This is a genomic window from Arthrobacter sp. 2MCAF14 (assembly GCF_052115645.1).
Lineage (GTDB): Bacteria > Actinomycetota > Actinomycetes > Actinomycetales > Micrococcaceae > Arthrobacter.
Genome location: NZ_JBFRHB010000032.1, coordinates 38,244 through 62,350, shown reverse-complemented (window position 1 = coordinate 62,350; position 24,107 = coordinate 38,244). Strand labels below are relative to the sequence as shown.

Below are 24,107 nucleotides of genomic sequence, written 5' to 3'. Positions count from 1 at the left end.
CCGCCCCCATCCGTAAAGGTGCCCGTACCTGCCCCACGCCGCCACTACCCTCTTACTTGCTCCACTTTACTCCACAAGCCCCCACAGTCAACGCAATCCGGCGTGTTTCTGCACCACTTTCGAACGCGGGAGCCTGAAAACACCTGGCTCTCAGTGGTGGTTGGTGGTGGAGGACGCTTTGCGGCGGCGCTCTAGGGAAACGCTCGACGCGGCTTCGCCAGCCGCGCTTACAGGCTCAGGATGTGCGGCGAACGTGGCGTTAAATGCGAAAAGACCCGATATTCGGGTCTTTTCGCAATCAGGCCGGAGCCTGGTGGTGCAATGTGGAGGACTCGGCATCCCCGTGGACGACAAGCCCCCTGGTGGAGCGTTCAGCTCTCCTCGCCGCGGCGGCGCTCGTCCCAGCGTTCTTCGAGGTTGCTCATGAACGAGTTCTTTGACTTGCCCGACTTGGCACTCTTCGATTTCCCGCCGGCTGCCCTTCTCAGGGTGGCAAAGTAAACGCCGGCGCCCATCACAATGAAGCCCAGCACGCCAAGGAAGATGTTCTGCAAGGACACACCTACCAACAACAAAAGAATCCCGGCGATAGTGCCTAGAACGCCAATAACGATGTGCCTGGTCGACCATGAGCGAATGGGGTCAGAGCCCATTGAATTGGCAAACTTTGGATCGTCCTCATGCAGTTGCTTCTCGAGTTGCTCGAGGAGCTTCTGTTCGTGCTCCGAGAGGGGCATCGCGACCTCCTTTAGTCGGCCAGCGTCTGGATACGCCGCGGCCGTTGCCTCTGTTCCCTTGAACGGACGAACCCAAAAAAGGGTTCCCGAAGACCGGGTCTTGTGAACACGGTCTCACGGAACAGGCGCAACATAGCAATTTATCCAGACGGTCTAAATCTGTGTACCTCTAGGATAGTTTGTTGGCCGCCGTTCTGAAAGACACGCCGGAGGGCACGCGAGGGCTCTTCGAAGCCTAGGGATCGCCCGGCCCGTCGGGCTCCGCATGCGGCTCCAGAAGCGTCGCCGGAAGGACAGTCTTGCTGCCGAATCGCTCGGTGACACGGTCAAGCGCCTGTTCAGCCGCCCGCCAGTTGTCGTCCCTGCGGTCGAAGCTCAACTGCAGCGAGGTGTGTTCCGCCGGTTCGAGCTGCTCAGCCCGGACTCCTACAAGGCGCACGCTCATGGGGCGCTCCCCCAGGGACGCCAGCAACTGGCTCGCCACCTGATAGATCAACTGGGCGCTGTCCACCGGCGTATGCATTGTCTTGCTGCGGCTGATTGTCGAAAAATCCGCATAGCGCAACTTCAGCGCGATGGTCCGGGCCAGCATTCCGGCTGTGCGCAGCCGCGAAGCGGTTCGGTGGGAGAGCCTTAGCAACTCGCGGTGGAGGAGCGCGTCATCCGGGGTGTCAACAGCGAACGTTTCCTCGGAACCAATGCTCTTCTCGAGGCGGATAGGCGTGACCGGCCGCGGATCCAAGCCCATCGACAATCGGTGGACGTGCTCGCCCGACGCTCCCAGGACCTTTTTCAAGGAAGACAGCGGCGTGGCCGCAACGTCAGCCACGGTACGGATCCCCAGCCTGGCGAGGACATCGGCGGTCTTGGCCCCGACTCCCCATAAGGCGTTCACGGGCAGGCTGTGGAGATAGGCTACGGTCTGCCCTTCCTCAATGAGCAGCAGTCCGTCGGGTTTGCAGCGCGTAGAAGCAATTTTGGCAACGAACTTGTTGGCCGCTATTCCCACGGACGCAGTGATTCCGAGCTCGGACGCAACGCGGCGCCGGATCAAATGGCCGATCTGGAGAGGCGGACCAAGCCTCCGGATCGCGCCACCGACATCCAGGAAAGCCTCGTCGACACTCAAGGGCTCCACGAGGTCCGTTATCGATTCGAATATGCCCATCAACTCCCGGGACACCTCGTAGTAGAGGCTGTGGCGGGGCTCGATGATGACAGCGTTGGGGCACATCCGCATAGCGTTGGCCATGGGCATGGCAGACTTCACGCCCAGCGCCCGCGCTTCGTACGACGCGGACAGTACAACTGAGCGATCCACCGGGAAGCCGACAATGACGGGTTTTCCCTTGAGTTCAGGCCGGGTGCGTAATTCCACCGAGACAAAGAAGGCATCCATGTCGACGTGGAGGATGCTGGTGCGCCTCAGTTCCCGCAGGGCAGCGGGATCCGGGGCGGATTCTTGTCCGGGGCCCCGCCCGTTGTTCTCTGCTTGTGGTCTCACAAGGAAATCCTATGCCGCGGCACTGGTTACTGGTGGCTGCATCCGGCGCCCTAAACTGGAGGCAGCATCCGGCGTCGTCCCCAGGAGGAAATCCCTGTGAAGCTCTTTGGAAAGCCTCAAACCGTCAGTATGGCCTTGTTGGCCACGGGCGTCGCGTTGACCATCTCGGCTTGCGGGTCGTCCCCCGCAGGCACGGCATCCCAAGGGGCTGCGCCAACATCGTCCGGGGCGGCCACTGCCTCGGCAAGTCCGGCGCCGGCCACCACGTCCACGGCGGCCGCAGGAGCTTCGGCGACGGTCGGCGCCCTGGTTCCGGGATTCCCGCAGCAACTGATTCCATTGATGCCCAAGGCAGCGGTGGAATCCAGCAGTTTCGACAAGAACTCCTCCCCGGCGTCGGTGGCCCTGGTCGGCACCATTGCGTCCCCATCGGACGCAGTAGTGGCTTTTTATACCTCTGCGCTCACGGCGCAGGGCTTTAAAGAAGTTCCCGGCAGCACCGTGGGAAGTATCAAATCAAAGGATTTCCTCCGTGGCGACAATGAAACCGTGAATATCTCGGTAGTGGAAACAGCGGGCAAATCCACGTTCACCATCGGTGCCAACGTGGCCGCCGGGTCAATCAAGTGACCAAGGAGAGCCTGGGTTCGGAACAGAGCCGTTTCGTGGCCGACGTCGCGGCCAAACTTAACGGTTTCCTTGGGGTGCAACAAGAAACCATGGCCACCATCTCCCCCGATGTCGCTCCCCTCATGGGCTCAATCACGAGCCTCGTGACAGGTGGCAAACGGCTCCGGGCCTTGATGTGCTACTGGGGGTGGCGAGGTGCCGGAGGCGAGTCCGCACATCCGGACATCATTACTGCCGGCTGCGCTTTGGAACTCTTCCAGGCTGCAGCCCTGATTCACGACGACATCATCGACCGCTCTGACACCCGGCGTGGCGGTCCAAGCGTCCACAAGCGGTTCAGCCAGCTCCATGAGAGCGAGGGCTGGGCCCTCGACAGCGAACGCTTCGGACATGCGGCCGCGATCCTCACCGGAGACCTCTGCCTGTCGTTCAGCGAGGAAGCGTTCACCGAGATTGGTGGCAGGGCTGCAACAGGCACGCCTGCGCGGCGGATCTTCAACCTGATGCGCGCCGAGGTCATGGCCGGCCAATACCTGGACATCCTGGAGGAAGTTGCGGGCCCCGTGCGGGACCGCGCAGGTGCCGTCCGCCGCGCACAGTCCATCATCCGATTCAAATCGGCGAAGTACTCAACGGAACACCCCTTGGCCCTTGGTGGCGCCTTGGCCGGTGCCAGCGAAGAGCTCTTGCAAGGCTATTCCGCTTTCGCGTTGCCCCTTGGTGAAGCTTTCCAGCTCCGCGACGACGTCCTGGGGGTGTTCGGAGACCCCGGGACGACAGGAAAGCCTGCAGGAGATGACCTCCGCGAAGGCAAACGGACTGTGCTGGTGGGCTTCGCCATCAACCAGGCCGGGGCTGCTGATTCGAGCTACATCGATACCATGCTCGGACGGCAGGACCTTGGCGAGGCCGAGGTTGCCGAGATCCGGCGGATCATCGTGGATTGCGGAGCGCTCGAAGCCACGGAATCTATGATCGAGGAACTCAGCAACGAAGCTTTCGAGGCCTTGGAAAGCCTCCCCTTGGCTGAACTCCCGCTTACCGCGCTCAGGCAGTTGGCCGAAGCCGCCGTCAGCCGGGCCGCGTGAACTCTTGGTCAGCAATCTGATCGCCACCACTGTATTTAAGGCAGGAGTCCCTTACCAGGCAAGCGATTGGGCCCTGCGTCGGATTTCAGTTTTGCGCCCTTCACGGAGCGCGTCGACAGGGCGGCCACGCAGCGACTCATCCGGAGTGAAAAGCCACGCGATGAGCTCCTCATCCGTGTACCCGGCATCGCCAAGCACTGCGATGGTGCCCTTCAGGCTATCCACCACATGACCATCCTGGATAAAGAGGGCAGGAATCGAACGGATATTGCGTTCGCCCACTCTCACAGCCACCACTGCACGCTCATCCAGAAGACCGTGGACCTTGGTGATTGAAACGTTCAGCAGCTCTGCCACATCGGGCAGCGGCAGCCATTCGGAAACGAGGCTTTCTACATTACTCACGGATCAAGATTGCCACGCCCGCGCGCTTTGCGCCTAGCCGGACGGACGGCACGGGCGGAATTTGCGTCCCCGAATTGCCCAAGAATCGAATGCGCCGGGATTTCTTGTGCGGAATCGAAAAATGTGAGAGATTCACATTGATCACATTTGCATCACTACTAACTTTAGTAACACTGGCAACAGCGGCATTCCCAACATCCGCTGCTGAGATGAGGATTGCTCCCATGACGACGCCCCGCTCGCCCAAGAAGACAACGAGCATGCCCATAATTGCGGCCACCACAGCGGCGCTGCCCGCCGTCATGCTCTCTTCGTTGGCGCTCGCCCAACCGGCAACAGCGCTTCCAGCGGTACAAAGCCAGAAGATCCCCGCATCGCTGACCGCGGCCATGCAGGCCCAGGCCGCGGCCGTATCCGCAAACGTCATTCCCGCCTCCGCGGTTGCCGCGAGCATCCCGACTGCCATGCAGCCCATGGCACCGACGGCTCCGGCCACGTACACGATCGTCCGGGGCGATACCATCAGCGGCATCGCGGCCCGCTACGGGCTGAACACCAACACCGTCCTGCAGCTCAACGGGCTCTCTGGCAACACCATCATCTACCCGGGACAGCAGATCAAGTTGTCCGGTTCCGCGGCTGCTCCAAGCGCCCCGGCACCCGCGCCCAGCCCGGCACCCAGCCCGGCGTCGTCGTCGGCTGCCAGCTACACAGTCGTGTCCGGGGATACCCTGAGCGGCATCGCCGCCCGCCACGGAGTGGCGCTCTCGGACGTCTTCAGCTGGAACGGCCTCAACGGCCGGTCCATCATCTACCCGGGACAGAAGATCAAGGTTGGCCCGGGAACGAACGCACCAGCTCCGGCGGCCCCGGCTCCAGCGGCATTGGCCCCTGCTTCCGCTCCGGCTGCCCCGGCAGCGCCGGCACTTGCCAACACCGGCTCGTACACCATCAAGTCGGGTGACACTCTGGGCGGCATTGCGTCCCGCCTTGGCGTGTCCTTGTCATCGCTGCTCTCGGCCAACAAGCTGTCCATGAGCACCATCATTTATCCGGGGCAGAAGCTCGCCATCCCGGGTGCTCCTGCAGCCTCGGCTGCGGCCCCGGCTCCGGTCAGCACCCCCTTGGTTCCCAGCACGTTCCTGGGCTACACCTACCCGGAGGCGGTGGTCAGTTCAGCCAACGCGAACAAGGCCCTGCTCAATGCGTCCCCGGTACCCAGCACCGCCCAGATGAAGGGGATCGTAGCCGATACCGCGCGCCGGATGGGGGTGGACCCGTCTTTGGCCATGGCGTTCGCCTACCAGGAATCCGGCTTCAACCAGCGTGCCGTCTCTCCCGCCAACGCCATCGGCACGATGCAGGTGATTCCCTCCTCCGGAGAATGGGCTTCCCAACTGGTGGGACGCAAGCTCAACATCCTGGACCCGTATGACAACGTGACCGCTGGCGTCGCCATCATCCGGGCCCTCGTCAACACCAGCAAGGACCTGAACACGGCCATCGCAGGCTACTACCAGGGCCAGTACTCGGTAAGCAAGCACGGGATGTACGACGACACCAAGGCCTACGTCGCCTCGATCCTGTCCCTCAAGAAGAACTTCAGCTAAATCAAGCCGCTGAACACGGGCCCGGATCGCACGGCGATTCGGGCCCGTGTTTTGCTCAACTAGGATCGTAGGGTGCAGGAACAAGTTTCGGACCAACTCCTCGGATCCCTCGTGGATGGGCGCTACCTGGTGCGATCGCGCCTCGCGAACGGCGGAATGTCAACCGTCTATCTCGCCACCGACGAGCGGCTCGACCGCGACGTGGCGCTCAAAGTGCTGCATCCCCACCTGGCCAATGACCAGAATTTCCTCGACCGCTTGCAGCGCGAGGCCCGGGCCGCGGCGAGCCTTTCCCATCCGCACGTCGTAGGTGTCCTCGACCAGGGACAGGACGGCCACATTGCGTACATCGTCATGGAGTACATCAAGGGCCACACCCTGCGCGACGTCCTCAACGAGAAGGCAGCCCTCCCGCCCCGGCTGGCCTTTGCCCTGATCGACCCCGTCATCGAAGGGCTCGCGGCCGCCCACGCGGCAGGACTCATCCACCGCGACGTGAAACCAGAAAACGTCCTCATCGCCGACGACGGCCGCATCAAGGTGGGCGACTTCGGCCTGGCCCGGGCGGTCACAGCGACAACCAGCACTGGCGCCCTCATCGGCACAGTCGCATATCTGGCTCCCGAACTGGTCCTCGGCAAAGCCGCGGACGCCCGGAGCGACATCTACTCCACCGGCATCATGCTCTACGAAATGCTTACCGGCGAGCAACCGTATGCGGGCGACGTTCCCATCCAGGTTGCCTACCAGCACGTCAACGCGGCCGTCGCTGCGCCGTCGCTCGCGGTGCCCGGCCTTGCCGCCGATGTGGACGAACTGGTCCAGTGGTGCACCGCAAAGGAACCCGAAGAGCGTCCGGTGGACGGCTCCGCGCTCTTGTCGGAACTCCGGCACATCCGCACCACCTTGAGCGACGCGCAACTGGATATCAACCCGCCGGCCGCCAAGGCGGCGACGCCCGAAGGGCAACAAGAAGCGGCCGGGGCAACCGCGGTAGTCGCCCCTTTCCACGCCGAACGTACGGAGCCCCTGGAACGGATAGGCCGCCCGACGGAGATCATCTCAAGCCAGCGCAATCCAACCACAGTGCTTCCGCCGTCGGGATTCTCCCCCGGTGCCGCGGCTTTCGACGTCCAAGTGCCACAGGACCGCGAACCCCTGGATCCGGCCGATGCCCCGCCGAGCAAACGCGACATCAAGCGGATGGAGCGCCAGGAAGAAAAGGACCGAGCCCGGGCCGCGGCCACGCCGTCGCGCTCTTTGCGGGAAGGCAACCCGCGCCGCCGGGCCGTGATCTGGACGATCGTCGTGATTGTCCTGGCGATCCTTGCCACTGCGGCTGGCTGGTTCTTCGGCATGGGGCCCGGTTCGCCCGGAACCATACCGGACACCAGGAACAAGACGGTCGCCGAGGCACAGCAGCTGCTGAGAACCGCCGGCTTCCAATCCGAGCCAAAAGACGTGTTCGACGACGACGTCACGGCGGGGTTGGCTGTTGGAACGGAACCCGCTTCCGGCCAAGTAGTCCGGAAGTTCCAAGGGGTGTCGCTCTTCGTCTCGAAGGGCCCGCAATTGTTTCCGCTTGCCGCGATGACCGGCCTGACACTCGACCAGGCAAAGAATGCCCTTGGTGTGGCGGGGATGGCGCTCGGCAAAGTCACCGAGCAATATGACGACAAAGTGCCTTCAGGCACGGTCATCTCCCAGTCTCCGGCCCAGGACACCGCGGTCCGCCACGGCACCCCGGTGGCGCTGATGGTCTCCAAGGGACCGCAGCCCCTTCCCGTACCGGATGTCCGCGGCATGAGCCAGCAAGCCGCCGTCAAAGCGATCAGCGACGCCGGATTGACCGCAAAAATATCGCCGGAACCCGTCAACGACAAAAAGGTCCCCGCGGGAGCCGTAGTCAGCCAGATCCCTGCCAACGGCACCTTGATCCGCGGCGACGCCGTCACGTTGACCCTCTCGAAGGGTCCGAAAATGGTGCATGTCCCCAACTTCATCGGCAAACAGGCAGACGCCGCCCGCAAGGCCCTGGAGTCGCTCGGATTCGAGGTCAAGATCAACAACATCCTGGGTGGCTTCTTCGGCACCGTCCGTGACCAGAACCCCGTGGACAGCGATGCCCCGGAGGGCTCCGTCGTCACCCTGACCGTCGTGTAGGACGCACCCATACAGGAAAGGCGATCCGGAATGTTCCGGATCGCCTTTCCTGTATTCGGGCCTGCTGCTGGACGTCCGCTTCGTGGGGACTACCGCTTGGTGAGGGCTCCAGCCACGAGGAACGCCATCTCGAGGGACTGCATGTGGTTCAGGCGGGGATCGCACACAGACTCGTAGCGGTCCAGGAAGGCATCCTGGTCAATGGGATCGGCGCCGCCAAGGCATTCCGCGACGTCGTCGCCGGTCATTTCCATGTGCAGGCCACCGGGTACCGTCCCGAGGGCGTGGTGGACTTCGAAGAACCCGCGGACTTCGTCCACGACGTCATCGAAGTTGCGGGTCTTGTACCCGTTGGGCGAGGTGACCGTGTTCCCGTGCATGGGGTCCGTGACCCAGAGAACCTGGGCGCCCGACGCAGTGACCTTCTCGACGACGGCGGGCAGCTTCTCGCGGATGTTCTTGGAACCCATACGGGTGATGAAGGTAAGGCGGCCGGGCTCGCGGTTCGGGTCGAGCTTGTCAATGAGCCGCAATGCGTCGTCTCCGGAAGTCCCGGGACCGAGCTTGACGCCGATCGGATTGCGCACCCGGGACAGGAAGTCCACATGCGCATGGTCGAGCTCACGGGTGCGCTCACCGATCCAGAGGAAGTGCCCGGAAGTGTCGTAAGGAAGTCCCGTGCGGGAGTCGATGCGCGTCAGGGCCCGCTCGTAGTCGAGCAGGAGTGCCTCGTGGCTCGCGAAGAACTCCACGCGCTTGAGGGCTTCGAAATCAGCACCGCAGGACGCCATGAACTTGATGGCACGGTCGATGTCCCTCGCCAAGGACTCGTAGCGGGCATGGGCGGGGTTTTCGGTGAAGCCCTTGTTCCAGAGGTGCACCAGGCGGAGATCGGCGAAGCCGCCCTGCGTGAAGGCGCGAATAAGGTTCAGCGTGGAAGCCGAGGTGTGGTACGCCTTCAGCATGCGGCTGGCATCGTGGGCCCGGGACTCCGGGGTGAAATCGTAGCCGTTGACAATGTCGCCGCGGTACGCGGGCAAGGTCACGCCGTCGCGGGTTTCCTCGTTCGAGGACCGGGGCTTGGCGAACTGGCCGGCCATGCGGCCCATCTTGATGACGGGCATGGCCGCACCATAGGTAAGGACAACGGCCATCTGCAGGATGGTGCGGACCCGGGCGCTGATCTTGTCAGCTGTCGCGTCCTCGAAGGTCTCGGCGCAGTCGCCGCCCTGAAGCAGGAATGCCTTGCCCTGGGCTGCAGCGGCCAGACGCTCGCGCAATATGTCAACCTCGCCCGCGAACACCAGCGGCGGAAGCACGGACAGTTCTTTGACGGAGGCATCGAAGACGCCCCTATCGGTCCATGTGGGTTGCTGCGAGATGGGCAGCTGGCGCCAATCGTCCAAGCCGGGATAGTTTGCCGCGCCGCTTTGGGCGGTGCTGGTCAGGGGGCTGCCCAGGGAACTGGTCACGGGGCCGGTCATGGACGGTGCGGGGTTCGCGGATAGCTCAGTCACTCTCCAAGACTAGTTGCCTTGCCCGCTGTTCGGGGCATGGCTTCCGTAACCCTTATTGGCAGGCCGTCACACTTTCCCGGCCACTGCGCCGTCGCCGTCCGGGCCTGAACTGTTGCCGGGCGGGCGCCTGCCCTCGTCGCCGTCGTCGGCTGGATTCGCTTCGCTTCCGCTCACCGGCGCCGGAGGCTGCCCGGCCAGCCGCTGCTTGACGACGGCGGCGTATTCGTCCACGTATTCCTGCCCCGAGAGACGCATGAGTTCGTACATGATTTCGTCGGTCACGGCGCGTTGAACGGCATGGTCTTCTTCTTGGCCGTAATACCGGCTGAAGTCCAAAGGTTGCCCGAAAATGATCCCGATCCTGCGGATGTTGGGCAAACGCTTCCCGATGGGCTGGACTTTCTCGGTGCCGATCATCGCAACGGGAACAACGGTGACCCGGGTTTGGAGCGCAAGTTTGGCGACCCCCACTTTGCCCCTGTAGAGCCTGGCGTCGGGGCTGCGGGTGCCTTCAGGGTAGATGCCCAGCAGGCCGCCGGCGGCCAGGACGTCCCTGCCGGCCTGCAGGGACAACTCGGACGCGGCCCCGCCCGAACGGTCCATCGGCAACTGGTTGGTGAGCCGGAAGAACATGGCCGTAAGCCTGCCTTTGAGCCCGGTACCCGTGAAGTACTCGGACTTGGCAAGGAAACTGACGCGCCGGGGCACCATCACCGGCATGAAGATCGAGTCGGAAAAGGACAAATGGTTGGAAGCGAGAATCGCGGCGCCATCCTGGGGAACATTGTCGAGGCCCTTGACCCACGGGCGGAACAGCATTTTGAGAAGCGGACCCAAAAAGATCCGTTTCATGACCCAATAGAACACTTTGGTTCCTCTCCGGGGCGGCGTCTGCAAGGCGTCCGGACGGTCCCGGCCCGCACTCAGAAGCCACCATACTCCAGTGAGAATTGTCCCGAACAGTGACACGATGGACTCATCACGGAAAGCAGTGCCGCCAACAGAGTAGCCTCGGAGTCATCATGAACACTCTCCCCGATCCCTCGCCGTACACCAGCGACTTCACCGGTAGTGGACCCAGCATCGGCGTCGTGATGAGCCACGGCTTCACGGGCAGTCCGCACAGCATGCGCCCCTGGGCCGAGTACTTGGCGGCCGAAGGCTACGCTGTCCGCCTCCCTCTCCTTCCAGGCCATGGGACCACGTGGCAAGACATGGCCACGCGGCACTGGCAGGAGTGGCACCGTGCAGTGGACGCGGCGTATCTGGAGCTCCAGGCCGAGTGCGACTTCGTCTTCGCCGCCGGCTTGTCGATGGGCGGGACATTGGCTCTGCGGATCGCGGCTACCCGCCCCGTGGCCGGCACTGTCGTCGTCAATCCGGGACTGGTGATCGACGATCCCCGCGCCGCCGTGGTCGGCATCCTCAAGCACGTCATGAAATCCACCCCGGCCATCGCCAACGACATCCTCAAACCCGGCATGGACGAGGGAGCGTACCCCAGGACACCGGTTGCCGCCGCCCATGAGTTGAAAAAGATGTACAAGGACACCGTCACCCTGCTCCCCCGGATTTCCGCACCGGTGCGCGTTTTCCGCTCCTCCGTGGACCACGTGGTTTCGGATCGAAGCATCACGCGGTTGAAGGAACAGGTCACGGCTTCGATGGAGTTCAGCACCTTGGAGAACAGCTACCACGTGGCCACGCTGGACAACGATGCCCTGGAGATTTTCCGGGGCTCGGCCGAGTTCATCAGGAAAACAATGGCAGGACTGACAAGCAGTTCCGCCCCCGCCAGCCAGTCCGGCACCGAGCTCCGGGATTCACCCCATGAATAGGCCAGGGCCTGACTCCCCCGACCAGAGCGCCAACAAAGACGACGACGCCGTCTGGCTCGATTTGGTGGCCCGGCTTGAGTCGATGCCTTCATCGGCCCTCGACGAGGCGCCGACGTCGGCGGAGGCCGGCAACGATTCCGGAACAGGGCCGGGTCCAGGTCCGGACGACGTTCCGGGGCGCTCATCGTCACGTTCCTTCCAAGACTTCGACCCTCTTGGATTGTCTAAACGGGGCGCCGCAGAAGAACCCACGGGCAGCGGGGAGCCCGGTCCACGCGACTACGACGTCGAGGATGAGAACGGCTTCGTCCCGGAGGATCCGCCGAGCCTGGCCGGCACCGAACCCCTGACCATGCTCGCCTGGATCGGAGCCGTGGGCGGCCCGCTTGCCCTGCTGTTCACCGCCATGTTCTGGCGCTCGGCGCCGCTCCTGGCAGTGATGGGCATCCTGGCGACCTTTCTGGCCTCAGTGGTGTACCTCATCATGAAGCTGCCCCAGGAAAAAGACGAGAACGACGACGGCGCCCGCGTCTAAGCGGACTGCCGCACTGCGCATCCCCTCGCGGCTGAGCCCGTACTACCCGCGCGCCCTGCCGCTGACCCGGGACAGGTCGGCAGCGCCGATCATCCCCGCTCGCGGTCCCAGCGCAGCGAGCTTGATGGCGGCCGCGGGACGGAAACCACGGCCGGTGAGGTTCCGGGTGAATGCTGTCCGCGCAGGGCCCACGAGAAGCTCACCGGCGTCGCATAGCCCACCGCCGATGACGAATGTCCCTGGGTCGAGCGCAGCAGCCAGGTTCGCCAGACCAAGCCCGAGCCAGTGCCCCACTTCTTCCAAGAGCTCCCTCGAAGCGGAATCTCCGGCTTTGGCCCGCTCCGTCACGGTTACGCCCGTGATGTTCTCAGCCGAGCCTCCGGCAGCCTTGAGCAATTCGTAGGCAACAGGTGAATTCCGGAGGGCCAGCTCCCGGGCTTCCCTGCCGAGCGCGTTACCGGAGGCATATTGCTCCCAGCAGCCGCGGTTGCCGCATTCGCAGCGGTGCCCGCCGGGCACCACGATCTGGTGGCCGAACTCCCCCGCTACGCCGAACCGCCCACGCTCCACTCGTCCGTCCATGACCATGGCACCACCGATGCCGGTGCCGAGCGTGATGCAGACGAGTCGGCTCTCCCCTTGCCCGGCGCCGAAGCGCCATTCGGCCCAGGCAGCAGCATCGGCGTCGTTGGTGACAAGTACTGGGCGCCTCAGCAGGCTCTGCAGGTTTTCGCGCAACGGCTCGTTGCGCCAGGCGAGATGCGGGCTGAACAGCACCGTGCCGCCGTCGAGATCCATCCAACCGGCGGCGCCGATCCCCACGGAGGCAATCCGGTGGCTTCTGCCCAATTCCTGGACAAGCTCGACGATCACTCGCTCTACTGCCCGGGCGTCATTGCCCGGCGTGGAGCGCCGCGCTTCCTCCACCACACGACCCGAAGGATCCACGACTCCCGCTGCCACCTTCGTGCCGCCGATGTCGATCCCGATCGCGAGCCCCCTGCGGCCGAGATGGGAACGGCGCGCGGCCCACGGCACGGACTCCCAGCGGAGGCCTCCGTGCGTGGAGCCGGGGCGCCGGCCGGTTGAGGCCGAACCGGACCAGGAAATCTTCCGAACTCTTGCCGGGGTCTGGTCGTTGGATGAATTCAGTGGCATGTCGCCATCCTATTCCGAGCGCCGCATATGTACTGACATGTTGCACCTTCGGGCGGAGCGCCCGCAGGCCCGCATTGGCGGAATCCCACGCTTCACGTAAAGTTACTCATCAGTAACTTGAGTAAGGTGAATTGCGACACACCCATTACTTGGCCGTATAGAGTTAGAGCAGCCCCGCAATGGTCTGTTGATATCGAAGGAGCTATCGTGCGTGAATTCAGTGTTCCGCCCCTGGTGAATGTTGCCCCCGAAACCAACATCACGGACCTCGTGGTTCGTCAGGCCGCCAAGCCATCCAACCCGGCATTGTTTGCCAAGCTCAACGGCGCCGGCCAATGGCAGGACATCCGGGCAACGGCCTTCCTCGAGGATGTATCGGCCCTGGCCAAAGGCCTGATCGCCAATGGCGTCGGTGTGGGCGACCGCGTGGGCATCATGTCCAGGACCCGCTACGAATGGTCCCTCGTGGACTTCGCCGTCTGGTTTGCAGGCGGCATTTCCGTGCCGATCTATGAAACGTCATCGCCGTCACAAGTGGCCTGGAACCTCGGCGACTCCGGCGCAGTCGCGGCATTCGCCGAGTCGGCACACCACGAAGACGTCATCCGCCAGGCCGTCACCGCCGAAGGCCTCGGCTCAGTGGCCCATGTCTGGCAGCTTGAAGGCGACGGCCTTGACGCGCTTCGCAGCGCGGGAAGCGGTGTCAGCGACGAGGAACTCGAGGCGCGCCGCAGCAGCGCGGAACTCGCCGACGTCGCCACGATCATCTACACCTCCGGCACCACGGGGCGTCCCAAGGGTTGCGAACTCACGCACGGAAACTTCGTGGAGCTCTCGGAGAACGCTTTGGCTTCCCTTGGCGACGTCGTCAACGAGACCGCCAAGACCATCATGTTCCTCCCTCTGGCCCACGTCTTCGCCCGTTTCATCTCGGTCCTGGCCGTCGCCGCCGGCGCCCAAGTGGCACACACGCCGGATATCAAGAACCTTTTGGCAGACCTGCAAAGCTTCCAGCCGTCCTTCATCCTGGCTGTTCCACGTGTCTTCGAGAAGGTCTTCAACTCGGCGCTCACCAAGGCTGAGGACGGTGGCAAAGGTGCCATCTTCCACAAGGCCGTCGACACGGCGATCGCCTACTCCAAGGCGCAGCAGGAGGGATCCCTTGGCTTGGTGCTGAGGCTCAAGCACGCCGTATTCGACCGTTTGGTGTACGGGAAGCTTCGCGCTGCCATGGGCGGCCACGTCAGCCACGCCGTCTCCGGTGGCGGTCCCCTCGGCGAACGGCTGGGCCATTTCTTCCACGGTATCGGCCTGCAGATCCTCGAAGGTTACGGCCTGACCGAGACCACGGCACCCATTTCAGTCAACACCCCGTCCCTGATCAAGATCGGCACGGTGGGGGCCCCGCTTCCCGGAAATGCGGTCAGGATCGCCGACGACGGCGAAATCCTCGCCAAGGGCGTCTGCGTCATGAGGGGCTACTTCAAGCGGGATGACCTCGCCGCGGAAACGTTCGTGGACGGGTGGTTCCGCACAGGTGACATCGGCGAACTGGACGAACAGGGCTTCCTGAAGATCACCGGCCGCAAGAAGGAAATCATCGTCACGGCGAGCGGCAAGAACGTCGTGCCTGCCCTGCTGGAGGACCAAATCCGTGCGGACGCCCTGGTGTCCCAGGTCCTAGTGATCGGCGACAACCGGCCCTTCATCGGCGCGCTGGTCACCCTCGACGAGGAAGCCCTGCCCGGCTGGCTCGAGCGCCACGGCCTTCCCGCGTCCACGACGACGACGGATGCCGCGGACAACGCCCTCGTCCGGGCTGCCGTCCAGGAACTGATCAGCCACGCCAACCAGTCCGTCTCCCACGCGGAGGCGATCAAGTCGTTCCGGATTGTGCCCTCCGACTTCACCGAGGCCTCCGGTCACCTCACGCCGTCGTTGAAGGTCAAGCGCGCCCAGGTCATGAAGGACTTCGACGCAGTGATCGAGGAAATGTACTCGGCGCCCAAGGCTTCCTGACGCGCCGCACCCCGACGCATCAGTCAAAGCATTAAAGAAAGGTCCCGGGCTAACAGCCCGGGACCTTTCTTCTTGCGTGCTCCGCGGAGGAGCGGGCCGCTATTCGACCACGATCAACAGATCGCCGCCCTGGACCTGCTCCACGTTGTTGATGGCGAGGCGCGAGACCGTGCCGGCTACCGGCGTCGTGATGGATGCTTCCATCTTCATCGCCTCGATGGTGGCGACGGTGTCGCCGGCCTTGACGGCGTCGCCTGCTTTGACGGTCAGGGTCACGGCGCCGGCGAACGGCGCTGCGACCTGGCCGGGCTGGGACGCATCCGCCTTCTCCGCGGCCTTCACGTTGCTGACGACCGACTTGTCACGAACCACCACAGGGCGGGACTGGCCATTGAGCTTGCACATGACCGTGCGCATGCCCTTTTCGTCGGGCTCAGAAACTGCTTCCAAGGAAGCGATCAGGCGCACGCCCTTTTCGAGCTCCATGACGTGTTCGGCACCGAGCTGGAGACCGTACAAGTAGTCGCGGGTATCGAGCACCGACAGGTTGCCGTAGGTGTCCACGCTCTTGAGGTAGTCCTTGGTGGGGCCCTCGAACAGCAGCCGGTTCAGGGTCGCCTGGCGGGACTTGGAATCGCCCTTGAGCGCAGCACTGTCTTCGGCGCTCAGTTCGACGTCGCGGACCTTGATGCTGCGGCCCTGGAGCGCCTTGGTGCGGAACGGCTCCGGCCATCCTCCAGGGGGATCTCCCAATTCACCCGACAGGAAGCCGATGACGGAGTCCGGGATGTCGTAGTTCTGCGGGTTCTCGTTGAAGTCCGCGGGATCTGCATGGATTCCCACGAGGTGCAGCGCGAGATCGCCCACCACCTTGGACGACGGCGTCACCTTGACCAAGCGGCCCAGGATACGGTCCGCGGCGGTGTACATGTCCTCAATGGCCTCGAAACGCTCGCCAAGGCCCAGCGCGATGGCCTGCTGGCGAAGGTTGGACAGCTGGCCGCCCGGAATTTCGTGCTGGTAGACCCGGCCTGTGGGACCGGGAAGCCCGGACTCGAACGGCGCGTAGACCCGGCGGACCGCTTCCCAGTAGGGCTCCAGGGAGCTGACGCTGGCCAGGCTGAGCCCGGTGTCGCGCGGGGTATGTGCCAAGGCGGCCACAAGGGCCGACGCCGACGGCTGGCTTGTCGTACCGGCCAGGGACGCTGATGCGACGTCGACGGCGTCCACGCCCGCGTCCACGGCTGCCAGCAGGGTGGCCAGCTGGCCGCCTGCGGTGTCGTGCGTGTGCAGGTGGACCGGAAGGTCGAAGCGTTCACGCAAGGCGCTGACAAGCTTGGCTGCGGCCGCGGGGCGGAGCAGGCCGGCCATGTCCTTGATGGCGAGGATGTGCGCACCGGCGTCGACGATCTTCTGGGCGAGGTCCAGGTAGTAGTCGAGGGTGTACAGGTTCTCGTTAGGGTCGAGGAGATCACCGGTGTAGCAGAGTGCAACCTCCGCTACCGCGGTGCCGGTGGCCCGCACTGCGCGGATGGCCGGAGCCATCTGGTTGACGTCGTTGAGGGCGTCGAAGATTCGGAAGATGTCGATGCCCGTTGCCGCGGCCTCATTGACGAATGCCTCGGTGACTTCCTCCGGGTAGGGCGTGTAGCCGACTGTGTTACGGCCACGGAGCAGCATCTGCAGGCAGACATTGGGAAGGGCCTTGCGCAGGGCGGCCAACCGGTCCCAAGGATCCTCGCCGAGGAAGCGCAGGGCGACGTCGTAGGTGGCACCGCCCCAGGCTTCGACCGACAGCAGTTCGGGCAGCAGGGCGGAAACCGCGGGACCGGCCGCGACCAGGTCGCGGGTACGGACACGGGTTGCGAGGAGCGACTGGTGGGCGTCGCGGAACGTGGTGTCCGTGACGGCCACGGCCTGCTGCTCGCGCAGGGCCTTCGCAAAGCCTTCGGGACCCAACTCCTGCAGCTTCTGGCGCGAGCCGGCCGGTGCAACGATCCCGGCAATCGACGGGAGCTTGGCTGCGGGGTCCGAGTGGACCTTGAGTTCGCCGTTGGGCTTGTTGACCGTCACATCGGCCAACCAGGTCAGCAGTTTGGTCCCGCGGTCCGCGGAGACGTGGGACTTCAGCAGTTCGGGGCGCTTGTCGATGAAATCGGTCGCCACGTTGCCCGCAATGAAGTCCGGGTCGGCCAGGACGGCCTGGAGGAAGGGGATGTTGGTGGACACGCCACGGATCCGGAACTCGGCCAGGCCGCGCCGGGCACGGGCCACCGCGGCAGGGTAATCGCGTCCACGGCAGGTCAGTTTGACCAGCATGGAGTCAAAGTGGGGGCTGATCTCGGCACCCGAGTAGACCGTGCCGCCGTCGAGGCGGACACCCGCGCCACCCGCGGAACGGTAGCCGGTGATCTTTCCGACGTCGGGCCGGAAGCCGTTGGCGGGATCTTCCGTGGTGATGCGGCACTGCAGTGCGGCGCCCTTAATGGATACCGATTCCTGGCTCAAGCCGAGGTCTGCGAGGGTCTCGCCCGAGGCGATGCGCATCTGCGCCTGGACGAGGTCCACGTCAGTGATTTCCTCGGTGACCGTGTGCTCGACCTGGATGCGCGGGTTCATCTCGATGAAGACGTGCTGGCCGGCCCGTTCGCCCTCGGTGTCCACCAGGAACTCGACCGTTCCGGCGTTGACGTAGTTCAGGGCCTTCGCGAAGGTCACGGCATCCCGGTAAAGGGCCTGGCGGATGGACTCGTCCAGGTTGGGGGCCGGAGCGATTTCCACGACTTTCTGGTGGCGGCGCTGCAGGGAGCAGTCGCGCTCGAAGAGGTGCATGACATTGCCCTCGCCATCGGCCAGGATCTGGACCTCGATGTGGCGGGGACGCAACACTGCCTGCTCCAGGAACATGGTGGGATCGCCGAACGCGGCGTCCGCCTCGCGCATGGCCGCCTGGAGGGCTTCCGGAAGGTCCTCGCGGGTCTCCACCCGGCGCATGCCGCGGCCACCGCCGCCAGCGACGGCCTTGGCGAAGATCGGGAATCCGACCTCGTCCGCTGCGGCGATGAGTTCGTCGATGTCGCGGGACGGCGCGCTCGACTTCAGGACGGGTACACCTGCCTTGCGGGCGGCTTCGAGTGCGGCGACCTTGTTGCCGGCGAGCTCCAGCACCTCAGCCGGCGGGCCGATAAACGTGATGCCCGCCTCTTGGGCCGCCCGGGCGAGGTCCGGGTTTTCGGACAGGAATCCGTAGCCCGGGTAGATTGCGTCCGCACCCGATTCTTTCGCGACGCGGACGATTTCGTCTACGTCCAGGTAAGCGCGGACCGGATGGCCTTCCTGGCCGATCAGATAGGCCTCATCGGCCTTCTGCCGGTGGATCGAGTTGCGATCCTCATACGGGAAGACCGCTACGGTCTTGGCGCCCAGTTCATAGCTAGCGCGGAAGGCCCTGATCGCGATTTCGCCGCGATTAGCCACCAGAATCTTGGAAAACATGCTTCTCCTGCATCATTGCGGGTGTAACGGTCGGTGGTCACAGTGTGTAAGACCTCCATACCCAAACACAAATCTTTGTGGTGACAGTCACACGGGGATTCGTCACGAGCAGTGTACCTTCGCGCACGATGCAGTTTCACGTGCTAAAAGCCGATCGAGTAACAGGCGGCCCAAGCCGTTCCGGGCCGATAAGGCAGGAATCGGTGGCCACTCAACATATGATGTTGAAGGGCAGCGGCAGAGCCCCGGTTCCGGCAAAGCCGGAACACAAGCACCGCGACACGGCAACCGGCGTTAGGTTTTGGGTTTTCAAGTGCAAGTAGTCAGCATCAGCAGCCTCAAAGGCGGCGTGGGCAAGACATCCGTAACCACTGGGCTGGCCTCGGCCGCACTGGCCGCAGGGATCCCGACCCTTGTTGTGGACCTGGATCCCCACGCCGACGCCACCACGGCCCTCGGCGTCCAGGCCGGTGACCAGCTCGACATTGGCCGCATGCTGAAGAACCCCCGCAAGGCCAGGCTCTTGGACAACGTGGTCAGCAGCGGCTGGGTTGACCACTCCCGCGGCAATGGCGGAGGCACGGCCCTTGATGTCGCCGTCGGATCCGCCTACACCGGAATCTACGACCGGCCGGATCTTGGGCGCCGCGATCTCCGCCGCCTGACTACGGTCCTGGCCGCGGCCGAAAAGTACGAGCTGGTACTCGTTGACTGTCCGCCGTCCCTCAACGGCCTCACCCGCATGGCCTGGAGCGCGAGCGACCGCGTGGTCCTTGTCGCCGAACCAGGGCTCTTCTCGGTAGCCGGCACGGAACGCACCATGCGCGCCATCCAGCTGTTCCGCCAGGAATTCGCTCCGCAGCTGGCTCCTGCAGGGATCGTTGCAAACCGGGTCCGGCCTGCCTCATCCGAGCACACGTTCCGGCTCGCAGAGATGGAATCGATGTTCGGCGAGCTTTTGCTGGCACCTCATATTCCGGAGCAGGCGAACTGGCAGCAAATCCAGGGGGCCGCCCACGCCGTCCACCACTGGCCTGGCGACTCCGCCAAGAACACCGCCAAGCTATTTGACTCGCTTCTGGAGAACATGCTGTCCTCGAACAACGGCACGCGGGAGCGCCGCAAGCGCTGACGGGAACCTGCGAGGCAGAAGCTGCCTTTTCGAGAAATGCTTTCTTCGAGAGAAGCGACGAAGCCGCCTTCCTATTGGAAGGCGGCTTCATTGGTCTTCAGTGGCCGCTCGTGGCGATCCCGACGGCGGTTCAGCCGGTGCGGCGCGCGGAACGGCGCTTGCTGAGTTCGTCGTCCGGAAAGGACTGTTCTACAACGTGCTCGCTCGGCAGCGCAGCAAGGCTCCCCTCGACTTCGCGCCACACGCGGCCTACCGCGATGCCGAACACGCCCTGGCCACCCTGCACCAGGTCAATGACTTCGTCCGCGGAAGTACATTCATAGACACTCGCACCATCGCTCATGAGCGTGATTTGCGCCAGGTCTTCCACTCCGCGTTCACGCAAATGTTCAACGGCCGTGCGGATCTGCTGGAGGGACACACCTGTGTCCAGGAGGCGCTTGACGACTTTGAGAACCAGGATGTCCCGGAAGCCATAGAGCCGCTGCGATCCGGAACCGGCGGCGCCACGCACAGCGGGTTCAACGAGTCCTGTACGTGCCCAGTAGTCCAGCTGGCGGTAGGTGATCCCTGCCGCCTTGCACGCGGTGGGACCACGGTAGCCGGCATCTTCATCCAGGACCGGAAGGTCCTCCGTGAAGAGCAGACCCTGGGCACCGCTTGCGGGTACAGCAACGCCTGTCGACGCCTGCTTTAGCTCGCCTGCTTCGCCTTTGGGACTCACGTGACCCTCCTTGTCAGAAGTTCCCTTGGGGATGGTGCATACGGCGGCTAACACGAAACGGGAAAATGCACTCGTGTAATTTCAACGCGGCCGCACCTTTCAGTGTGACTTGCGCGGGTCCTGTACGCAACGGGAACTTGATATCTTCGACGTTAGGCGTGCGGGAGCCTCAGGTCAAAGACGTCCGGGGCATTTTCAGATCGTGTCGAAACTTTCACCCTCAACTTTAACCTTAGGCTGCCTTCAGCCTTCGAAATCCTCGGGCTCCACGTCGTCCAGGAACTCCCGGAAGCGGCGCAATTCCCGTTCTTCGTCGACTTCGGGACCCGGCTCGGTGTCTTCGCCCTCGTCGTGTTCGGTGATCCGGACGCCGGCTTCATCCATCACGGCGTCCGCACACCAGATGCGGCATTTCGCCCGCAACGCAAGCGCCAGCGCGTCGGAAGCGCGGGAACTCACCACAGTGCCGTCGTCGAACTGGAGCTGGCCATAGAAGATATTGTCTTCGACCGCCACGATGTTCACGCTGATGATGGTGTGGCCGAGGGCTTCAACGACGTCGATCATCAAATCGTGGGTCATGGGCCGGGGCGGCACCACGCCTTGCTGGGCCAGGGCGATGGCACTGGCTTCGGGCGTGCCGATCCAGATGGGGACATGGCGTTCCCCATGCATCTCGCGCAGGAGGACCAAAGGCTGGTTTGAAGGCAGTTCAATCCGCACTCCAACGATCTCGACCTCAATCATCATGCGTCCATACGGGAGATACGGTCCTGCACCAAGGCTCGATGCAGGCTGAGGCAGAGTTCGCTGATTTCCCGGGCGGATTCCGCTGCCCGGGATTGCGATGCCGCATCCTTGCGGGACGTCAGAGGAGCGACGACACGCTCCACCAAACCGAATTCACGCTCGGCTGCGGCCTGGAAGGGACGGAGGTGCCGCGGCTCAAGTCCATGGCTTTCAAGTTGGACACATGCGCGCGCCACTTGAAGGGCGTGTTCGTCGAATTTGCCGTTGACGTGGCTGATGAGCCCGTAACTGAGGAGGGACTGCAATAGCGGGACGCTGGCCCCGGATTCCGTCCGCAACTGCTCCTCGCTCAAGGCGCGTGCGTGGCCCTGCAGCTCAGCCGCAAGTTCGTCCGAGACAATCCGCGGAGAGACCGACACCCCCGGCGGGAGGTTTTCGGGACGCTCGCCACGGTCGATCGCGTCCAGGTAATCCTTGATGACCTTCAGGGGCAGGTACTGGTCACGCTGGAGGGCCAGCACGAAACGCAGTCGCTCGACGTCGCTTTCGGCGTACTGCCGGTACCCGGCAGGCGTGCGCTTCGGATTGATCAGTCCCTTTTCCTCAAGAAAACGGATCTTGGACGCCGTCATGGTGGGAAAGTCGTCGCTGAGTTGGGCGAGGACCTCCCCGATGTTGAGGACCTGCGGTCCTCGCCGTTCCGGCTGGGGCAGTGCCACAGGCGTACCCGGAATCAGTCTTGGCCTGCTGCGCGGGCAGGGCTCAGGTAGTAGGTGAGGCGGAACTTCCCGATCTGGACCTCGCTGCCGTTCTTGAGCAGGACGTTGTCCACCCGGTCCTGGTTGACGTAGGTGCCGTTGAGGCTTCCGGTGTCCACTACTTCGAAGCCTTCGGGGGTGCGTACGAATTCCACGTGCTTGCGCGAAACCGTCACGTCATCCAGGAAGATGTCCGCATCCGGGTGGCGGCCGGCGGTGGTGGTGTCAGAGTCCAGAAGGAAGCGTGCACCCGCATTCGGTCCGGTGTGCGCAATCAGCAAAGCAGATCCAGGAGGCAATGCCCGGACCGCAGCGCGCTCCTCGGCGGCCAGCGGCGGCCGGGCATCCGGCTCGTGGTGGCGCACGGGCGTGAGCTGGATTGAGGTGGTCTCCGAGGTTGGCTGTTCTACAGCACCGTGCTCGTCCCGGGCGTGGTTCCGCTTGCCGCCAACCATGGAAATCCTCCTCATCCGCCGGCAGTTGACAAAACTGCCGGTTACGCAACTGCCCGGTTCCCCGGGCCAAACAGGTCGCTGGCCCGCCGCCGTCGCTCCCGATGTTCCGGGGAGAACCGACTTGGCGGGCCAGATACCATTTAGCCTACCTGTTGTTCGTACTCTGATGCACTGAGAAGGGTCTCGATGGCGTCAGCTTCCGAAAGCTTTACTTCGAACAGCCAGCCGTCACCGTAGGGATCCGAGTTAATCAGGGCAGAGTCGGTGTCGAGAGCCTCGTTACGGGAAACAATTTCGCCGCTCACCGGGGCGTAGATGTCGCTTACGCTCTTCGTCGACTCGACTTCACCTACGACGTCGTTGCCCTTCACCGTGGTGCCAGGCTCGGGCAGCTGGGCGTAGACGACATCGCCGAGTGCATCCTGGGCGAAGTCCGTGATGCCGACGCGCACGACGCCGTCTGCATTCGGGGCACTGACCCATTCATGTTCGGCGGTGTAGGAAAGATCGGCAGGAATGTTGCTCATGAGTCGCCTTTCATCGGGACATTTCGGACCACGACGGCGGCCCGGTCATCCGGCCACCGCTGAAAGTATAAGCACATCCATGTCCCCTCCCCACAGGTGTCTGGAATGATTGGAAGCAGACTCGAGCCGCATAGTCCTGCAACGCCGCCGAAGGAGCACGATCATGCCGGAGCTGCCCGAAATCACTGCCCTGAGCGACTTTCTGGACGAACAGCTATCCGGGGCACAGCTCACGCAGTTACTGCTGCCATCGGCATTCGCCCTGAAAGTTGCGGATGTTCCCCATGAATCGCTCATCGGGCGGACCGTTGAATCCGTCGGCCGACGCGGAAAGTTCCTCGTTTTCAAGATCGCCCCTGCTGCACCGGAGGGCGGCGACTCAGCAGAGCCTCTGTACATGATCGTCAATTTCGCCAAGGCCGGCTGGCTCACGTTCTCGGATAAACACCCCGGCAACGAAGCGACCGCAGCGGGCGGATACTTCGCCGCGCAATTGGGCTTTTCGCACAATGGCAGCGATTTCGACATCACCCTTACCGACACCGGAACGTGGAAGGGATTGGCCATCTTCCTCGTTCGCCAGCCGGGGGAAGTCCATGGCATTGCGGAGCTTGGGCCGGATCCCCTTGGCCCCGCCTTCGGCCTGGACGAGTTCAGCCGGCTTTTCACGCACCGGCAGCAGATCAAGGGAATCCTGAAGAACCAGAAGCTCATGGCCGGTATCGGGAACGCCTACAGCGACGAAATCCTCCACGCGGCGAAGCTGTCTCCCGTCGCCGTTGCTTCTTCGTTGGGACCGGACGCGGTGGAGCGTCTCTTCACAACGATGCAGGACATTCTCAGTGGTGCCATCAATGAGTTCTCCGGCAAGAAACCGGGCGAGCTGAAGCCTGCTAAGAAGGCCTCGATGCGCGTGCACGGCAGGACCGGCGAGCCTTGCCCGGTCTGCGGGGACACCGTGCGGGAGGTTGCCTTCGTGGGGACTTCCCTGCAGTACTGCCCCACGTGCCAGACCAACGGCGAGATCCTGGCCAAACGCGGTTCGAGCGACGACGCCTGATT

General features: G+C 63.7%; 22 protein-coding genes. 9 read left to right on the top strand and 13 right to left on the bottom strand.

All coding sequences use genetic code 11. The features are described from left to right. Positions 1-371 precede the first annotated feature (371 nt). From AB4074_RS19125 to AB4074_RS19115, 3 genes are all read right to left on the bottom strand, one after another. The gene (locus tag AB4074_RS19125) at positions 372-737 is read right to left on the bottom strand and encodes a DUF3040 domain-containing protein (protein ID WP_441414799.1); all 366 of its coding nucleotides are present in this window, start codon (positions 735-737) and stop codon (positions 372-374) included. A 235-nt stretch (positions 738-972) separates the two neighbouring features. Further along, entirely contained in the window at positions 973-2,175 is a 1,203-nt protein-coding gene (gene dinB / locus AB4074_RS19120; RefSeq protein WP_441414827.1) for a DNA polymerase IV, read from the bottom strand. Between the two features lie 182 nt (positions 2,176-2,357). After that, the gene (locus tag AB4074_RS19115; protein WP_441414798.1) at positions 2,358-2,660 is read right to left on the bottom strand and encodes a hypothetical protein; all 303 of its coding nucleotides are present in this window, start codon (positions 2,658-2,660) and stop codon (positions 2,358-2,360) included. Positions 2,661-2,682: 22 nt separating this feature from the next. On the opposite strand from AB4074_RS19115, the gene AB4074_RS19110 reads away from it, so the two are divergent. Together AB4074_RS19110 and AB4074_RS19105 are read left to right on the top strand one after the other, a co-directional pair. Beyond that, complete coding sequence (locus AB4074_RS19110) at positions 2,683-2,871, top strand: hypothetical protein (protein ID WP_308193892.1); 189 nt, start codon at positions 2,683-2,685, stop codon at positions 2,869-2,871. An 89-nt stretch (positions 2,872-2,960) separates the two neighbouring features. Further along, positions 2,961-3,959, top strand: coding sequence for a polyprenyl synthetase family protein (locus tag AB4074_RS19105; RefSeq protein ID WP_441414826.1), 999 nt, complete (start codon positions 2,961-2,963; stop codon positions 3,957-3,959). A gap of 51 nt (positions 3,960-4,010) precedes the next feature. On the opposite strand, the gene AB4074_RS19100 is transcribed toward AB4074_RS19105, so the two are convergent. Beyond that, positions 4,011-4,364, bottom strand: a complete 354-nt coding sequence (locus AB4074_RS19100) for an Rv2175c family DNA-binding protein (RefSeq protein WP_236816870.1) — start codon at positions 4,362-4,364, stop codon at positions 4,011-4,013. 224 nt (positions 4,365-4,588) lie between these two features. Here AB4074_RS19100 and AB4074_RS19095 point away from each other — a divergent pair, with 224 nt between their 5' ends. Both AB4074_RS19095 and pknB read left to right on the top strand, forming a co-directional pair. After that, entirely contained in the window at positions 4,589-5,974 is a 1,386-nt protein-coding gene (locus AB4074_RS19095; protein WP_441414797.1) for a LysM peptidoglycan-binding domain-containing protein, read from the top strand. 72 nt (positions 5,975-6,046) lie between these two features. Next, positions 6,047-8,137 carry a Stk1 family PASTA domain-containing Ser/Thr kinase gene (gene pknB / locus AB4074_RS19090; protein WP_441414796.1) on the top strand — a complete coding sequence of 697 codons (2,091 nt, stop codon included), beginning with the start codon at positions 6,047-6,049 and terminating at the stop codon, positions 8,135-8,137. 89 nt (positions 8,138-8,226) lie between these two features. Here the strand turns inward: pknB and AB4074_RS19085 are convergent, their stop codons facing one another. Both AB4074_RS19085 and AB4074_RS19080 read right to left on the bottom strand, forming a co-directional pair. After that, complete coding sequence (locus AB4074_RS19085) at positions 8,227-9,654, bottom strand: class II 3-deoxy-7-phosphoheptulonate synthase (protein WP_425550454.1); 1,428 nt, start codon at positions 9,652-9,654, stop codon at positions 8,227-8,229. Between the two features lie 66 nt (positions 9,655-9,720). Next, positions 9,721-10,521, bottom strand: coding sequence for a lysophospholipid acyltransferase family protein (locus AB4074_RS19080; protein WP_441414795.1), 801 nt, complete (start codon positions 10,519-10,521; stop codon positions 9,721-9,723). Between the two features lie 155 nt (positions 10,522-10,676). Here AB4074_RS19080 and AB4074_RS19075 point away from each other — a divergent pair, with 155 nt between their 5' ends. Together AB4074_RS19075 and AB4074_RS19070 are read left to right on the top strand one after the other, a co-directional pair. Then, complete coding sequence (locus tag AB4074_RS19075; RefSeq protein WP_441414794.1) at positions 10,677-11,492, top strand: alpha/beta hydrolase; 816 nt, start codon at positions 10,677-10,679, stop codon at positions 11,490-11,492. After that, positions 11,485-12,027: a hypothetical protein gene (locus AB4074_RS19070; protein WP_441414793.1), complete on the top strand. Its 543-nt coding sequence runs from the start codon at positions 11,485-11,487 to the stop codon at positions 12,025-12,027. Before AB4074_RS19075 ends, AB4074_RS19070 begins: the two co-directional genes overlap by 8 nt. A gap of 42 nt (positions 12,028-12,069) precedes the next feature. Here the strand turns inward: AB4074_RS19070 and AB4074_RS19065 are convergent, their stop codons facing one another. After that, complete coding sequence (locus AB4074_RS19065) at positions 12,070-13,185, bottom strand: ROK family glucokinase (RefSeq protein WP_441414792.1); 1,116 nt, start codon at positions 13,183-13,185, stop codon at positions 12,070-12,072. A 207-nt stretch (positions 13,186-13,392) separates the two neighbouring features. On the opposite strand from AB4074_RS19065, the gene AB4074_RS19060 reads away from it, so the two are divergent. Then, a complete protein-coding gene (locus tag AB4074_RS19060) occupies positions 13,393-15,204 on the top strand; it encodes an AMP-dependent synthetase/ligase (protein WP_441414791.1) in 1,812 nt (603 codons plus the stop codon). A 99-nt stretch (positions 15,205-15,303) separates the two neighbouring features. Here the strand turns inward: AB4074_RS19060 and AB4074_RS19055 are convergent, their stop codons facing one another. Next, on the bottom strand, positions 15,304-18,699 hold the full coding sequence (locus AB4074_RS19055; RefSeq protein ID WP_441414790.1) for a pyruvate carboxylase: 3,396 nt from the start codon (positions 18,697-18,699) through the stop codon (positions 15,304-15,306). Between the two features lie 313 nt (positions 18,700-19,012). Between AB4074_RS19055 and AB4074_RS19050 the strand changes: the two genes are divergently transcribed. Continuing rightward, positions 19,013-19,831 (top strand): ParA family protein, encoded by an 819-nt coding sequence (locus AB4074_RS19050; RefSeq protein WP_441414789.1) that lies wholly within the window; start codon positions 19,013-19,015, stop codon positions 19,829-19,831. A gap of 130 nt (positions 19,832-19,961) precedes the next feature. Here the strand turns inward: AB4074_RS19050 and AB4074_RS19045 are convergent, their stop codons facing one another. The 5 genes from AB4074_RS19045 to gcvH all read right to left on the bottom strand — a co-directional run bounded on the left by AB4074_RS19045 (position 19,962) and on the right by gcvH (position 23,045). Beyond that, a complete protein-coding gene (locus tag AB4074_RS19045; RefSeq protein ID WP_236816845.1) occupies positions 19,962-20,555 on the bottom strand; it encodes a MerR family transcriptional regulator in 594 nt (197 codons plus the stop codon). A 243-nt stretch (positions 20,556-20,798) separates the two neighbouring features. Further along, positions 20,799-21,302: a bifunctional nuclease family protein gene (locus tag AB4074_RS19040; protein WP_234753890.1), complete on the bottom strand. Its 504-nt coding sequence runs from the start codon at positions 21,300-21,302 to the stop codon at positions 20,799-20,801. Continuing rightward, positions 21,302-22,018: a transcriptional regulator FtsR gene (ftsR, locus tag AB4074_RS19035; RefSeq protein WP_441414825.1), complete on the bottom strand. Its 717-nt coding sequence runs from the start codon at positions 22,016-22,018 to the stop codon at positions 21,302-21,304. The genes AB4074_RS19040 and ftsR overlap by 1 nt, the downstream gene beginning before the upstream one ends. 20 nt (positions 22,019-22,038) lie before the next feature. Then, the gene (locus tag AB4074_RS19030) at positions 22,039-22,518 is read right to left on the bottom strand and encodes an FHA domain-containing protein (RefSeq protein WP_441414788.1); all 480 of its coding nucleotides are present in this window, start codon (positions 22,516-22,518) and stop codon (positions 22,039-22,041) included. Positions 22,519-22,658: 140 nt separating this feature from the next. Continuing rightward, positions 22,659-23,045, bottom strand: coding sequence for a glycine cleavage system protein GcvH (gene gcvH, locus AB4074_RS19025; protein WP_078105597.1), 387 nt, complete (start codon positions 23,043-23,045; stop codon positions 22,659-22,661). Between the two features lie 163 nt (positions 23,046-23,208). Here gcvH and AB4074_RS19020 point away from each other — a divergent pair, with 163 nt between their 5' ends. Beyond that, on the top strand, positions 23,209-24,105 hold the full coding sequence (locus AB4074_RS19020; RefSeq protein WP_441414787.1) for a DNA-formamidopyrimidine glycosylase family protein: 897 nt from the start codon (positions 23,209-23,211) through the stop codon (positions 24,103-24,105). The last annotated feature ends 2 nt before the right edge of the window (positions 24,106-24,107 follow it).

Bases quoted from the DNA above. Each gene is read 5' to 3' on its own strand.
- AB4074_RS19125 (WP_441414799.1), bottom strand. From the start codon at position 737: ATGCCCCTCTCGGAGCACGAACAGAAGCTCCTCGAGCAACTCGAGAAG.
- AB4074_RS19115 (WP_441414798.1), bottom strand. From the start codon at position 2,660: ATGGTGCCGACCAGGGCCACCGACGCCGGGGAGGAGTTCTTGTCGAAA.
- AB4074_RS19105 (WP_441414826.1), top strand. From the start codon at position 2,961: ATGGCCACCATCTCCCCCGATGTCGCTCCCCTCATGGGCTCAATCACG.
- AB4074_RS19095 (WP_441414797.1), top strand. From the start codon at position 4,589: ATGACGACGCCCCGCTCGCCCAAGAAGACAACGAGCATGCCCATAATT.
- AB4074_RS19075 (WP_441414794.1), top strand. From the start codon at position 10,677: ATGAACACTCTCCCCGATCCCTCGCCGTACACCAGCGACTTCACCGGT.
- AB4074_RS19070 (WP_441414793.1), top strand. From the start codon at position 11,485: ATGAATAGGCCAGGGCCTGACTCCCCCGACCAGAGCGCCAACAAAGAC.
- AB4074_RS19065 (WP_441414792.1), bottom strand. From the start codon at position 13,185: ATGCCACTGAATTCATCCAACGACCAGACCCCGGCAAGAGTTCGGAAG.
- AB4074_RS19055 (WP_441414790.1), bottom strand. From the start codon at position 18,699: ATGTTTTCCAAGATTCTGGTGGCTAATCGCGGCGAAATCGCGATCAGG.
- AB4074_RS19040 (WP_234753890.1), bottom strand. From the start codon at position 21,302: ATGATTGAGGTCGAGATCGTTGGAGTGCGGATTGAACTGCCTTCAAAC.
- AB4074_RS19030 (WP_441414788.1), bottom strand. From the start codon at position 22,518: ATGGTTGGCGGCAAGCGGAACCACGCCCGGGACGAGCACGGTGCTGTA.
- gcvH (WP_078105597.1), bottom strand. From the start codon at position 23,045: ATGAGCAACATTCCTGCCGATCTTTCCTACACCGCCGAACATGAATGG.
- AB4074_RS19020 (WP_441414787.1), top strand. From the start codon at position 23,209: ATGCCGGAGCTGCCCGAAATCACTGCCCTGAGCGACTTTCTGGACGAA.